Annotated in this window: 9 protein-coding genes, 2 tRNA genes and 2 pseudogenes; 10 read left to right on the plus strand and 3 right to left on the minus strand. The window is 62.1% G+C overall.

The genetic code is table 11. The annotated features are described in order from the left end of the window. Positions 1-487: 487 nt before the first annotated feature. A tRNA-Gly gene (locus WDW90_RS30810) sits at positions 488-562 on the minus strand. A gap of 220 nt (positions 563-782) precedes the next feature. Here WDW90_RS30810 and WDW90_RS30815 point away from each other — a divergent pair. The 4 genes from WDW90_RS30815 (at position 783) to WDW90_RS30830 (ending at position 2,947) form a co-directional block, all read left to right on the plus strand. After that, the gene (locus tag WDW90_RS30815; RefSeq protein ID WP_336491337.1) at positions 783-1,457 is read left to right on the plus strand and encodes a Maf-like protein; all 675 of its coding nucleotides are present in this window, start codon (positions 783-785) and stop codon (positions 1,455-1,457) included. Next, complete coding sequence (locus WDW90_RS30820) at positions 1,454-1,639, plus strand: DNA gyrase inhibitor YacG (protein WP_336491338.1); 186 nt, start codon at positions 1,454-1,456, stop codon at positions 1,637-1,639. The genes WDW90_RS30815 and WDW90_RS30820 overlap by 4 nt, the downstream gene beginning before the upstream one ends. Before the next feature lie 116 nt (positions 1,640-1,755). Beyond that, positions 1,756-1,831, plus strand: a tRNA-Phe gene (locus WDW90_RS30825). Between the two features lie 792 nt (positions 1,832-2,623). Continuing rightward, positions 2,624-2,947: a helix-turn-helix domain-containing protein gene (locus WDW90_RS30830; RefSeq protein WP_336491344.1), complete on the plus strand. Its 324-nt coding sequence runs from the start codon at positions 2,624-2,626 to the stop codon at positions 2,945-2,947. A gap of 1,590 nt (positions 2,948-4,537) precedes the next feature. Here the strand turns inward: WDW90_RS30830 and WDW90_RS30835 are convergent. Next, a pseudogene (locus WDW90_RS30835) lies at positions 4,538-5,053 on the minus strand (IS66 family transposase); the annotation flags it as partial. A gap of 180 nt (positions 5,054-5,233) precedes the next feature. Here WDW90_RS30835 and WDW90_RS40930 point away from each other — a divergent pair. From WDW90_RS40930 to WDW90_RS30850, 4 genes are all read left to right on the plus strand, one after another. Further along, positions 5,234-5,494 (plus strand): helix-turn-helix transcriptional regulator, encoded by a 261-nt coding sequence (locus WDW90_RS40930; protein WP_431311155.1) that lies wholly within the window; start codon positions 5,234-5,236, stop codon positions 5,492-5,494. A gap of 154 nt (positions 5,495-5,648) precedes the next feature. Then, positions 5,649-6,191, plus strand: coding sequence for a hypothetical protein (locus WDW90_RS30840; protein ID WP_336491339.1), 543 nt, complete (start codon positions 5,649-5,651; stop codon positions 6,189-6,191). 446 nt (positions 6,192-6,637) lie between these two features. Further along, positions 6,638-6,937 carry a hypothetical protein gene (locus WDW90_RS30845; protein ID WP_336491341.1) on the plus strand — a complete coding sequence of 100 codons (300 nt, stop codon included), beginning with the start codon at positions 6,638-6,640 and terminating at the stop codon, positions 6,935-6,937. A gap of 706 nt (positions 6,938-7,643) precedes the next feature. Further along, positions 7,644-9,803 carry a hypothetical protein gene (locus WDW90_RS30850; RefSeq protein ID WP_336491342.1) on the plus strand — a complete coding sequence of 720 codons (2,160 nt, stop codon included), beginning with the start codon at positions 7,644-7,646 and terminating at the stop codon, positions 9,801-9,803. A 706-nt stretch (positions 9,804-10,509) separates the two neighbouring features. Here WDW90_RS30850 and WDW90_RS30855 read toward each other — a convergent pair. Then, positions 10,510-10,941, minus strand: a pseudogene (locus tag WDW90_RS30855) (transposase); the annotation flags it as partial. Here WDW90_RS30855 and WDW90_RS30860 point away from each other — a divergent pair. Together WDW90_RS30860 and WDW90_RS30865 are read left to right on the plus strand one after the other, a co-directional pair. Then, on the plus strand, positions 10,855-11,031 hold the full coding sequence (locus WDW90_RS30860; RefSeq protein ID WP_336491346.1) for a hypothetical protein: 177 nt from the start codon (positions 10,855-10,857) through the stop codon (positions 11,029-11,031). The pseudogene WDW90_RS30855 and the gene WDW90_RS30860 overlap by 87 nt on opposite strands. Positions 11,032-11,461: 430 nt before the next feature. Continuing rightward, positions 11,462-12,607 carry an efflux RND transporter periplasmic adaptor subunit gene (locus WDW90_RS30865; protein ID WP_431311156.1) on the plus strand — a complete coding sequence of 382 codons (1,146 nt, stop codon included), beginning with the start codon at positions 11,462-11,464 and terminating at the stop codon, positions 12,605-12,607. The last annotated feature ends 95 nt before the right edge of the window (positions 12,608-12,702 follow it).

Consider the following 12,702-nt stretch of genomic DNA (forward strand, 5'->3'; position numbering starts at 1 on the left):
AGCTTTCTCCATTCTGCGTCGTCCAGCATCACTCCTCCCAGTCAGGAGGAGCAAAACGCCCGCACACGGAACACGTTCAAGGCCGAACAGGCCGTAGTGAAACGGAGCACCAACCACCGTGTTGCTTTGAGGTGAGGAAAAGCCCGTGGCCGGAGGGACACGGCCGAAGGCCGGATTGCTTTTGCGAGGCTGGAAATCCGCTCTGCCGGAGAAACGTCGTCCAGCCGAGAGGCGAGGTCGGCGTAGAGGCCTTTGGATTCACACGTCACCGCCTGCCCCGCTCGCCGTCACCGTGTCGGAAGACTCCCGACGAGCAGCCGCGCCGCCTCGTCGTGGTGAGCAGGGGCGCGTCACCGTTCTGAGCACGCAAGCCAGCAGCGAACTTACTTAGACAGGGATGGGGAACGGCGGGGAACACCATGGGGAACATGGGGAACACGCCAACTGCCCGAGCCGACCGGAACACCATCGCAATCAGGGAGTTAGGTGGAGCGGGCGATCGGGATCGAACCGACGACATTCAGCTTGGGAAGCTGACGTTCTACCACTGAACTACGCCCGCATCCGGGCCGGCGATGCCGGCCCTCGCCGCGGCCTCCGCGGCGGCACGGGCGGACCATACCAGAGCCGATCGCATTGTCCACGGCCTCGATTTCCGGGATGGCCGCGGGCTCAGGCTCAGGCGCCGGGCCGACGTTCACAACGCGGCGGCTTTCCAGTACTGCTCGCGCGCCCGTGCCGCCTCGCCGGAAGGCGGATCGATGAATGGCCGCTGGAGAGAGATGGACACCACCCACGCCCCCGACGGCCCCGTCGTCCCGTCGCCCGAAGCCGGTGCGCGGTCGGCCCGTCTCGTCCTCGCCTCCGCCTCGCCGCGCCGTCTCGCCCTGCTGCAGCAGGTCGGCATCGAGCCGGACGCGCTCCTGCCCGCCGACGTGGACGAGACGCCGAGAAAGGCCGAGTCGCCGCGCGAGCTCGCCCGCCGGCTCGCGCGGGCCAAGCTCGCGGCGGCCCAGGACGCGGCGCGCCAGCGCGATGATCTGCGCCACGCCTGGGTGCTGGCCGCCGACACCGTGGTGGCGGTCGGCCGTCGCATCCTGCCGAAGGCCGAGATTCCCGACGAGGCGGCCGACTGCCTGCGCCTGCTGTCGGGGCGCCAGCACCGCGTCTACACCGCAGTGTGCCTGCTCTCACCGAAGGATGGCCGGCGCGAGCGCATCGTCGAGAGCCGGGTCCGTTTCAAGCGCCTGTCGGGGCGCGAGATCCAGAGCTACATGGCCTCCGGCGAGTGGCGCGGCAAGGCGGGCGGCTACGCCATCCAGGGGCTCGCGGGCGCCTTCGTGGTGAAGCTCGTGGGCTCGCACAGCGCCGTCGTCGGCCTGCCGCTCTACGAGACGCTCAACCTGCTCGACGGCGAGGGCTTCCCGGTGCGGGAGAGCTGGGGAGCCATGGCGTGAGCACGGCGCCGAAGAAGCCGGCCCCCTGCCCCATCTGCGGGCGACCGGCCGAGGCCGCGTTCAAGCCCTTCTGCTCGGCGCGCTGCGCCGACGTCGATCTCGGGCGCTGGCTCAGCGACCGCTACGTGATTCCGGCCGAGGACGAGGACCAGATCGATCCGCCCCCGGAACGCGCGGAATAGGGCGGCGTCGACTTTCGAAAAAAAGCGCCTGCCAGCCGGCGCGACGAGGCTGGACAGGGCTGCGCGCACTCACTATACCCCCGCTCCAGCCGACGCCGCCCAGCGGCCCGGCGGTCGCCCAGGTAGCTCAGTTGGTAGAGCATGCGACTGAAAATCGCAGTGTCGGTGGTTCGATTCCGCCCCTGGGCACCACACTCCTCTTGCAAGAGGTTGGTAGACCTTGCATTTTTCGAGCAGGCAGCACTTCTGCCCTAAGCCTTACCCTAAGTCCGGCTCTTCCTAAGAAACAGCGATGCAGCCCTGGCCCATTGGGGCTTCGTCACATCCTTCTGTGAACTTGAGCAACTCTGGGTTGAACGAACTACCCACGGCGTCTGTCGGCAAGCACGATGGCCATGAGGTGAGCGCGACCTTCTGTCCCATCTAGAGAGGCGACGTGCAAAACCCTTCTGCGATCCGCGGGAACTCGGCAGTTTGGGACATGATATGCCCGGCGCCAGGGCTCAAGCTCTAGAGTAAGAGCGGTCCGTGCAGCCGGTCGTACCAGATCGGCAACCGGAGCTATCGAGAGGAGCTGCCATCTGGGCTGCTCCCCAGTATCGCGCGACGCCGAGTTCGCCAGCGAATCGCAGGCGATGATCCGCTCCTTATTCGACCTGGCTCAGCCGTTGGCCTGCATTCGACTGAAGACCGCTCCAGGCTCGCAGCGGCTGCACGCCGCCTTTGTGAGGCAACGGTTGCGTCGATGCTGCCGGAGGCCCTCCACGTCTAGGCGGCGCTCGCGGCGATGATCGTCAAGGCAGACGAACTCGAGATCCGCGGCATCGCGCAGCTCCCGCGGATGTTCTGGTTTCGGATGCTTCTTTGCAAATCGCCTTCAAGTGGGGTGCGCCCCTCAGAGTGGACGGATCTCCGGGGCATGTTTGACCCGCTGCCCCGAGCTTCCGGAAAATGGATGCCATGGCTCGGCATCGGTCTCGCAGCGTGTCCTTGAAGCGGCAGGTTGTGCAGGCGCCCCTCTCGGGAGAGAGGCCGCGCGGGCTTGCTCTGCGCCACGACCTCTCGCGCAACCTGATCCGAACTTGGATCGCCGGGCATGAGCCGGGCGTCCTAGACAAGGACGTGCAGACCGTTGACCGCCTGCGGGAGTGCAAGGCACGCATCGCCGCATTGCAGCGCTTGGACGGACGACAGGCGCTCGAGATCGAATTCCTCAAAGGGGGCTGCGGCGCACCGCCGCCAGGAAGCGTGACGACGTCCGTCGTTGCCGGCCCGCCGATCTCTCGGTCAGCCGAGGAAGCGCCCTGATGGGCCTGCCCCGCTCCATGTCCCTCAGACCAGCCGACAGTTGCTGCCGACGCGATAGTCCTGCTCGCTCGATTGTGCGTTCTGCGCGACGCCGCATGGTTGCGGCGCCGCATTTTATCCCCGCCGGTCCACCGCAGCGGTCTCAACTCACGACGTAATCCATTCAGTTTTCACTGTGGATCTAGGATCGCTGGGTGCAGCCGCGAGTGCATCATATCCTCCAGCTCGGGTTCAAAGAGTCAACATCTTTCGCAAATACATTGCGCAGGTGAGTACGTTAAGCGAGGCCGAGATATTTAAGAGCTTTGTAGCATGTGGAGCGACTTACACATTTTTTAATCCCATGTCTGTTCTCAATATAGTCGTTTATTTCTCCAACCCCGCAATCCTTTTTCAGTTGTCCGCCGTTGCTCTGGATGTAGTGAATCGCCTCGACAGCGAATTGAAATTTCCAATCGCGTGCCTGTCTAATTCTGGTAGAACCTTGAGGACAATTCGGAAGCGTTCGGGGCGCCGTATTGCGCCCCGCGTTGAAGGTATCGCAGCCGCCGGTGGGCACGTCAGGCCGCGCCACTTGCCGCGGAGGATTCGGATCTTCAGTTCCCTGCTGGAGGCGATCGCTGACAGCAGGCGCGACGTCGAGCGGGAGGGCAACAGTAATGCCGCGCCTTGGCCGCCGCCTCGTCATTACGTTGGGGCAGAGGGTAGATTCCATATCGTCACGACGAAGGATGGATTCGGCTCGCCGAATGGCCTCGTGCAGTGGGCTCGTACGCACAAATCCGAGGTTAAACATCTATGGTTCGATCTTTCATGCTACGCACCACGCTGTCGGTGCGAGTTTGTGTGCCTGCGCGCCGAGTGAATAAGTGGTAGTGGCGAAAGAGTCAGTCAAGAGGACGCCGAGATACTGATGGCGTCCTCACTGCATGCCGATAGCCTACCGAGAAGTCAGATATTATTCTCAGGAAAGACAGGAATTACGTCATTCAAGCCAGGAATTAGCTTGCGATTATGCAAGCGTCTGCAAAATCGAAGAATTTTTACGGCTAAAATGTGTCGCGGCGGTATTGCGGCTAGCGATATGACCAGTTCGAGCCCGGTACTGGAGGAGCGGCTGCACACCCCTACGCGGCCGTGTGGGGCGTCGACGGTGCGACAATTTATGCCAACCTTCCGTGGTTAGCGCTGACAGGCTCAGGCACGCGAATCGAAGGACGTGATCATCCCGGGCTCGTCGACGCGGCAGCTCCAGGCCCGACGGCACCGCTACGCGGTGCCCTTGTTAGGGATGAAGATCCGCCTCCAAGCCAATTCTCCCGGATGAACCGCCGGACGCTCTCGACCGAGGTGAGTTCGGGCGCACAGGGCTGGCAGCGGCAGCAGGAAGATGTTGTCGCGCACGACGAGGTCATGGGTGCTGTGGCAGCTCGTGCCGTCAAGCATCAATATGGTATGGTGCGCTCCGCCTCGCTCGTCTTCCAGGGCAGTTTGTGCGGCCGCGCCGAGTGGTCCTGGCAGTCGGCGGATCGTAACCGCTGTTCTCAGGCCACGGTCTTTAGGGCCGGCATTGCCGAGTTGGACCCGTTGCAGCAGGTCGTCGAGCTGGCGCTGGGGATGCCCCTCGACGATGCGGGTGACGACGTCGGCGAGGTAGGCCTGCGGCTCGACGCCGACGAGCTTGCAGGTCTCGACCAGCGAGGCGATCACCGCCCGATGCTGGCCGCCGCCGTCCGAGCCGGCAAAGAGGGCGTTCTTCCGATTCAAAGCCAGGGACCGGATCGCGCGCTCGACCACGCTGGAGTCGATCTCGATCCGTCCGTCGCCGAGGAAGAGGCTCAAGCTCGCCCAGCGCGATAGGCGTAGCGGATCGCCTCCCAATTTGCTCTTGCGGCTGACGAGGCCGAGCTTCTCGCGCAGCCATGGCTCCAGGGCCTCAATCAACGGCCGGCTGCGCTCCTAACGTGCGGCCTGCCGGTCCTCGGCCGGGCGACCGCGGATCTCGGCCTCGATCCGGTAGAGCGCCGCGATGCGCGTCAATGCCTGGGTGGCGATCGGCGAGGGCGACGGCGAGGTCATAAAGGCGCGACGGACAGCGGTGACACATTTGACGTTGCAGGCCTCTACCACCGTACGGGGTGATTAAGGGAGCAGTAAAGACAAAGTTAAATGATTTCGAACGAAGCAGCCTGTCGTGCTCCCTGACTGAATCGGCTAGAGAATCCGTGCTGACAACACAGACGGAGCACGTACTTGCGGAAAGCAGAGAACGAAACGCTCGAACTTATGAGTGCCGCGGAGGTCGCAAAAGTATTATCGATATCCAAGAGCGCGCTGTGGGCGGCGGCTAAAGAAAATAAAGTACCGCCCCCTCTCAAAATTGGACCGCGAACGACTAGGTGGTGTGCGCAAAGCATTCGCACGTTCATCGAAGAAGCGCAGAATGAGGCCGAACTGCGGGCGAACTACAGTAGACTTCTGCCTCATCGCAGGCCTGATTGCAACCGTGCTTACGCAGGAGAGAATCCTGCAAGAGAAAAGGCGTAATAGAGCGGTCATTTGCTGCGTACAAGAGGCGCAAGCGGATGGATTTCGACGAAATCTACGTAACGTCAGCCTAAAGCCTGACTGCGCCAATAGCCGCCGCTTGAAAATACGCGCTGTATTATAGCTCTAAACAACAAGCACCGCTTAAGCGCGGATGTTCCAGCGCGCCGGGTTGGCATCTGTGCGGCTTAAGAATCGCCAGTGCACGCAAATGGGACGCTCGATAGAGGCGAAAACAATGAAACTTTTAGATAACTCGAAACTAGCCGCTGCAGTAACGGCCGCCGTCGCGGCCGAGCAAAAATCAAGAGGATACCCATCGGAAACTCTTCAACTTCAAAGAGCCGAGATACGCAAGCAGCTTTCTCCAGAAGCCGTCGACGCGATCTTGGATTGCTCTCCCATGGAGCTACTCCACATCGCTGGCGTGTCCTACGACACCCCGGAGGCCAGAGAGCTGCGGTTTGCAGCTGAAATGCTCGGCGGACGCACAGCGCTGTGCCAAGCCTTCCGCCACGCCGACGATGCGGTTCTCAGCCCAGAGTCGGCCAAAATGAGTGAAGAAGTCAGAACACTCGCGCTTAGAATTGAGTGCTCGCACAAGACCGCGCTTTATATGTACTGCGTGATGGATCGGCTCGCTCGGCTCGAGAGTAGGGTCTATAATCAAGATGCTCAAGAGGAGGAAGCAACATAGACGGCTATATCGCGCCGGCGGTCACCCTGTCCGCGATGTGCTACGTCATCAGATTTCACGCGGCTCGTGAGCTCAGCCTGCGTATGCTGAAACTGGTGCCACGCTCGGGACTGGAAGGCTCGCGCCTTCCGGTTCTGCGTCTCCGAAGCAATTCAACTGGTGCCGACGCGGCAACTTCGAATCCTCCAAAGGCATCAAGCTGTCTGGACGAGGCGGCGGAGCAAACAGCTTGCAGCTAAAGTCGGCTGGGAGACACAGGCATCGACGTGACCGCGCTCTGTTTCCCACCCGGCCTCCGCCGCGCTCGTGTCCCTGGCGATGGTCTCCATGCAATCAACGCCGCCGCTAAAGACTGCACAATCAGCCCCGCTCCTATCCGGCGACAACTCGGCAGGCTCGGCGCACGGCGTCGGGTGGGAGGCTCAATTCATGAAAAAGGAAAGATTATGAGGCACAATGACGACAATTCTCACGCGTACACTGCCTCCGGGCAACATCCAGATTATGAAGACGGCACCGAAACGCCAAATCCGAGGAAGTGGAGCATTAAACCTGAACAGGCAGTCGAGTACCTCAGCAAGCGGTTCGGCATAAATTTGACCACAGGGATCCTGGCTGCGTTTGCGAGAGCCGGCGGCGGGCCGCCGTATATTATTCGTAAAGGAAAGCCCTACTACTCAAGGAGCTTCTTGAGAAGCTGGGCTAGATTAACTATAACATTTCCAGACGGCGAAGAGTATCTCTGACCCGGCGGCCCGGCATTCGCCATAAGCCGAAGGCCACAGCAACGGCGCTTCCGATGGTGCCGAACTTGCCAGATTTTTAGGGCAGCGTGGCCGCTCTTACGATCCTGCAGGCTGTCAATCACCTGCAGAGAGGCTCACCTCGGGCGGATGCCTGTGGCCGCCCGAGGTACCCTACCGTTCGGCTGTTTCAGCGAATAGTCGAAAAAGGTGGAGTAGTAAATTTAGCCGTTAGAGGCCGCTCGTTCGTAGAAGAGAACGGCATGTCGGAGACGACATCCACGTTCTGATTGAGAAGAGCGCGTAATCTTCTCGCACCGGAGGCCCGCCATCCGACTGGGCAGCATGTTCCGGTCTGTCGCGCAGGAGAGTCACTGGTGGTCGGCTGAGTCGAGAAAGGTGGTCCCCCACATCCGGAGCGTTCCAGGGCGCTATGTCTGAACGGCCCGCAGAGATGTAGGCATGGCGGCGGCGAATTGCGTCGTTCTAGCGCGAGACGGAATGCCGCCAGTGCCGGCGTGGCAAACCACCTACGAAGTACTTGTACGTCGTTTTACCGGCGTCGAGTTTGTTGTACCCCACTTCACCATAATGCGCGCCAGCTTTCTGCTATAACTTAGTACAGCTTAGATCAAGAAGTCTTGCGGCCTGAATGGTCAATCTATGAGCGAGTATTCGCTCGTCCAACTTTCCGCTGAATTCGAAATCCATGAGTACATACTTCTATGTGAGCGCCCTGGCCGGTGCAGGAAAGACCCATGCCGGCGCTCGGCAGGCTCATTCAGGTGCCGCAGCTGGGCAGGCCGTGATCTTCATTCTGCCGACCCTTGACCTCATCAATGAGGTCGCGCTGGATCTGCGCAGCCTCACTCCGGCGGTGGCCGTCGATATCATCCATAGCGGGGTGTCGGATTCGGTTGTCCGAGACGTTCTGGCAGCTCTGCACCAAGGGCCGCAGAATGGCCGTATCCTTATCGTCACGTGGTCTGCCCTTGTAAGGCTGCCGTTCTTCCCGAACAAGCAGGCATGGACCGTCTTCATCGATGAGATCCCGCAGGTCTACAGTGCAGTTGAGGCCATTGCCCCTCTGACCCATACGTATCTGACCGACCATATCGAGTTGCGGCCAGAAGGACCGCAATACGGCCGAGTCGTCGTGAAGAGCCGCTCGGCCTTGAAGAAGCTGGCCGGCACGGAGGATGCGCCTCTGAAGCTTCTCGCTCCGATTGCGAGGGACTTCCTGTCACCAAACTTGAGCGCCTACGCCAATATTGCCAGCTACGAGTCGCTTTTGCGGGGAAACGGAAAAAAGATAACTTTTTTCTTCCTATTCCGCCCAAGGATGCTCTATGGCTTCAAGCGCGTGACTATTCTCGGCGCCAACTTCCATAATTCGCTGTTGTTTAAGATCTGGTCTGCTGAAGGCGTTCTCTTTGTTGAGGACACTGCCTTGACTGCGCAACTCCGTTACAGGGAGCACGGCAATGGCCGCCTCGTCGAGATCTACTACGCCGTCGAGGGACGCTGGTCGAAACGCTTGCGCGACCAGAACGACAGGAGACTGCTCAAGGCCATCGCCGCATCCGCAACCGCCGCGATGGCTGGAGAGCCGTTCGCCTGGATCGCCAATAAGGATGTGATGGATCTCGGGCTGTTCGACGGCCACTCAGCCGAGCCGCTGCCGCAGGTCTCTCACGGCCTTAACAGCTTCGCGCACTTCGACAACGTCCTGTACCTGTCCGCTCGGCTTCCGCCTCCGGAGCAGTTTGGATTCTTGGCATGGCGAGGAGCGGGTCGCGAGGCTGTCTGGCGCGCGGTCCACGAGGAGGCGATCTATCAAACAATCATGCGCTGTTCGATCCGGAATCCGGACAGCCAGAGCATGAAGAAGATCGTCGTTCCGGATCACTCCTCAGCAGAGCACCTTCGCGCGCTCTTTCCGGGCTCGACGGTGAAGAAGCTCGACATCGGCATGGATGAGTCCGCCGACCGGAAGCCTCGCGGCCGTAAGCGGCAGTTTGACGATTCGGCGTCCCGTACCCGGGCTCATCGAGCCCGGCAGAATGATGTTATCTCCCGTCTTGCCGCCATAATGATGGCGGAGGCGGATGAGTTCACAACCAATGGGGAGGAAGTCGCTTTCCCTTGGACGGGAGAAGGTAAGCAAAAAACGTGTAACGAAAATGCTATTAGAGAAGAAGGCAAGAATAACGTTACACAAAAATCCAGAGGCTCACTCTTCTCCGATCTGAGAGCGACTCACCCTATCGCGGTTGTGCCCGAAATGAGCGACGATACGTTCATCGCTGCTCTGAAGAAGGTCTGCAAGGATAAATTCCTTCAGAAAGAGGGCAATTACCTCATTAGTCCGGCTGTCTTTGATTCGACACTGTCTGAGACGACGAGCCGGGGATTGGACAATGTTCTCTACGCCAATGGCGTCTGGATTGATGTCGATGTCGGCGACATGCGCCACCGGGATCTCGCGGCCATCTTCCCGCAACTCCGCATTGTGGCCTTCAATAGTTTCAGCTCGACCAGGGCGGAGCCCCGGTATCGGGTCTACATCCCGAGTCGCCGGACCATGTCGACCGAGGAGTACAAGTCTATCGTGAACCAGCTCATCCAGGTCGTCCAAGATTCCGGGTTCCCGCTGGCAAAGAGGGATCCGGCTCGACCGGACGTCAAAGCACACGGCATCGACCTCAGCAAGCGGCATGCCGCTTCCCTCTTCTACCTGCCCGGTCAACCCAAGGACCCGTCGGGCAAGTTCTGGCGCGACTACAAGGACGGCACTCGGAAGCCCCTCGACGTCGACGACTGGCTTGAGCACGCCGTCCCTGTCGAGACGGCAGACTATGGACCCTAGCCGGTCAAGCCTCGGCCTGACAGCCAGCTGGCTGAACAGCGCGCCGTCGATCAGGCCAGGGTCGCCCGGGCGCTTCAGCGATGGGGCAGCGTCGGGGTACTGCCGGGAAAGGGCGATGCGGAGCTATACTATCTCAGCCAAGAGCTGCGGCGGGCCGGCGTCGCATTCTACGAGGCCGAGGTGATGCTGCTCGAAGCGGCACGGAGCGCGAACACGCCGCAGGACCGCCTACGGCAGGCCAAGGCGATCATGCGCGACGCTCGGTCCTCTTGGCCAGCCTGAGCAACTCATAACCTGCAGCCGTGTGGCGTGGAGCGCGGCGTCGGGCACAGCGAGACCGGGTCTCCTCGGGTTGGGCCATGGCGCACCGTGGCTGACCCATGGCCTTGAACCTGGTTCCTCGTCCCGCTCGCTGCGCTCGTCACAAACAAGTAGGCGGATAGGGGCGCGCGACGATTAGAACTCAGCGCGGGAGAAATTCAAATGGATTATGAGATGGCAAAGCTGGTCGTGTATCGGTACCTTGATATTATCTGTGCCGTTCTCGAGGAGAGGGAAATCGTATCGACTACGGAGGTGATTCTAACGCAGGTAGAGTGGTTGTCGGAATTTGAACCTAGATTTCGGGAGGCGTTCTTTGTCATGCATGAACGCCGAGGCTCTGAGATGCCTGCCTGGGGTAGGCTCCACTAGGGTGGCGCTAAGGTCATGTGATCCAGAGCATGTTCATGCTGGGCATGAGCATGGCGAGGTAGCCGGCGGCCCGCTTCGCGTAGCGGGTCGCGATGCGGCGGTACTGTCGAGACGGTTGATCAGCCGCTCAACCTTGCTGCGCCCTCGACAGGTTGCCTTGTCGACGTCGCGCTGGCACGGCTGGTCTTGCGGGTTGGGATGACCGGCTTGATCCGCCGTCGCTTCAGGCGTCGCCGGGCCAGCGGGCTGGCATAGCCGCGATCACCTGCCGTACGGCGTGGGCGCAGGCGCAGACGACCTTGGCCGGAACGCGGCACTGCGCCTTTGTCCATCTGGGGGCGTCCAGCGTGAACTGCTCATGGCGCTCGCCCGCCGTCAGCACCGCCGCGATGGGCTTGCCGCTGCCTTCAGCGCGCAGGTGCAGCTAGGTCGAGAAGCCGCCCTGGCGGCATACCGGCCCGGCGAGATCCGCCTGTCCTTCGGCGGCGCTCCTCTCTTACCGGCCGCCGTCTCGCGGGTGCTCAGCTTCTCGTAGGGTGCTCGCGAGCGCGTCACCGGAGGCCGCTTAAGCGCCAGCGGAAGTTGGAATGCGGGCAAGAAGCCGACGTTCCGCTTCGCGCCCAAATCAGCCGTTCAGCCATCTCAGGCGACATCTCCGAAGCGGACGCACACTCTCATGCGGGGGGAAGCCGTGTGCATATGGCGCGACCGGGTAGTGCCGCGCATCCGGCCTTTTGCAGCAGGTCACGTGCCGAGAGCCTAGATAGGGAATGCAGAGGCAGGAGACGAGTCTGGCGTGAGCGTCCGCTTTCTCCCGGGCGCCTCATATCGCAGAACCTTGCGTGCCGCGGCGGCGGACACATAGCTCGTGACCAGCAGGTGCTCTATGCAACGTGTGCTGCAAGTGCGGAGTGACCGTGTCGTCCACCCACCCATCCCGCAGCGCGCGGGCCGTACGGACCTATCTGGTCTCGGTGCCGGCCGGCGCCGTGCTCGTCGCCCTGTCCGCCTGCAATCAGAAGCAGCAGGCGGCCGCGCCCGTGCTGGGGCCGCCGCCCGAGGTCAGCGTCGTCACGGTCGCGCCCCAGCCGATTCCTTACGTGCGCGACCTGCCCGGCCGCGTCGCGCCGATGCGGATCGCCGAAGTCCGCTCCCGCGTCTCGGGACTCGTGGTCAAGCGCCTGTTCGAGCAGGGCAGCCACGTCAAGGAAGGCGACATCCTCTACAAGATCGACCAAGCCCCCTACGAGGTCGAGCTCGCCAGTGCTGAGGCGGCGCTTGCCAAGGCGGAAGCTGCTCTAATGCTGGCCATCCAGCAGGCCGAGCGCCTCGAGACGCTCCTCACCAAGCAGACGGCGAGCCAGGCCCAGTACGATGCTGTTGTCGCCGCCCGCAAGCAGGCCAAGGCCGAGGTGGCGGGCGCCAAGGCGACCCGCGACCGGGCCAGGCTCAACCTCGGCTGGACGGACGTGCGCGCCCCGATCCCTGGCCGGATAGGTCGGGCGCTTCTCACCGAGGGTACCCTGATCGAGAAAGGTACCACGGGCGTGCTGGCCACGATCCAGCAGCTCGACCCGATCTACGTCGACATCACCCAATCGGTTGGGGAGCTGAACAAGCTGCGCCGCGACCTCGCGAGCGGCGAGCTCTCGCGGCTCGAGAACGACGCGGCCAACGTCCACCTCATCATGGACGACGGCGCGCTCTACCCGCTCGCAGGCCGCCTCCTCTTCTCGGACGTGACCGCCGACCCGAGCACGGGCCAGGTGACGCTGCGCGTGCAGTTCCCGAACCCGCACGACGAGCTCTTCCCCGGCATGTACGTGCGGGCCCGCATCAAGCAGGGCATCGACTCGGATGCCATCGCGGTGCCTCAGCAGGCGATCCAGCGCACCAACGATGGCAAGGCCGAGGTCTGGGTGGTGAAGGCCGACGACAAGGTCAGGCTGCAGCCCGTGGAGGTCGGTCCCGTGGTCGGCCAGAACTGGCTGATCCGCGACGGGCTGAAGCCCGGCGAGCGGGTGGTGACTGGCGGCTTTCTGAACATCACCGCCGGCATGCAGGTGAAGGCGGTCGACGTGAACCAAGCGCCACCTGCGACGGGGACGTGATCCTCCCCCGTTTTTGTGGACACGGAGGTTACGTTGCCCAGCGCTGCTCGGCCTGCTCAGGCGTACGGTACCCGAGGGCTGAGTGGAGGCGCTGT

This window comes from Methylobacterium nigriterrae (assembly GCF_037106235.1).
Taxonomy (GTDB): Bacteria; Pseudomonadota; Alphaproteobacteria; order Rhizobiales; family Beijerinckiaceae; genus Methylobacterium; species Methylobacterium nigriterrae.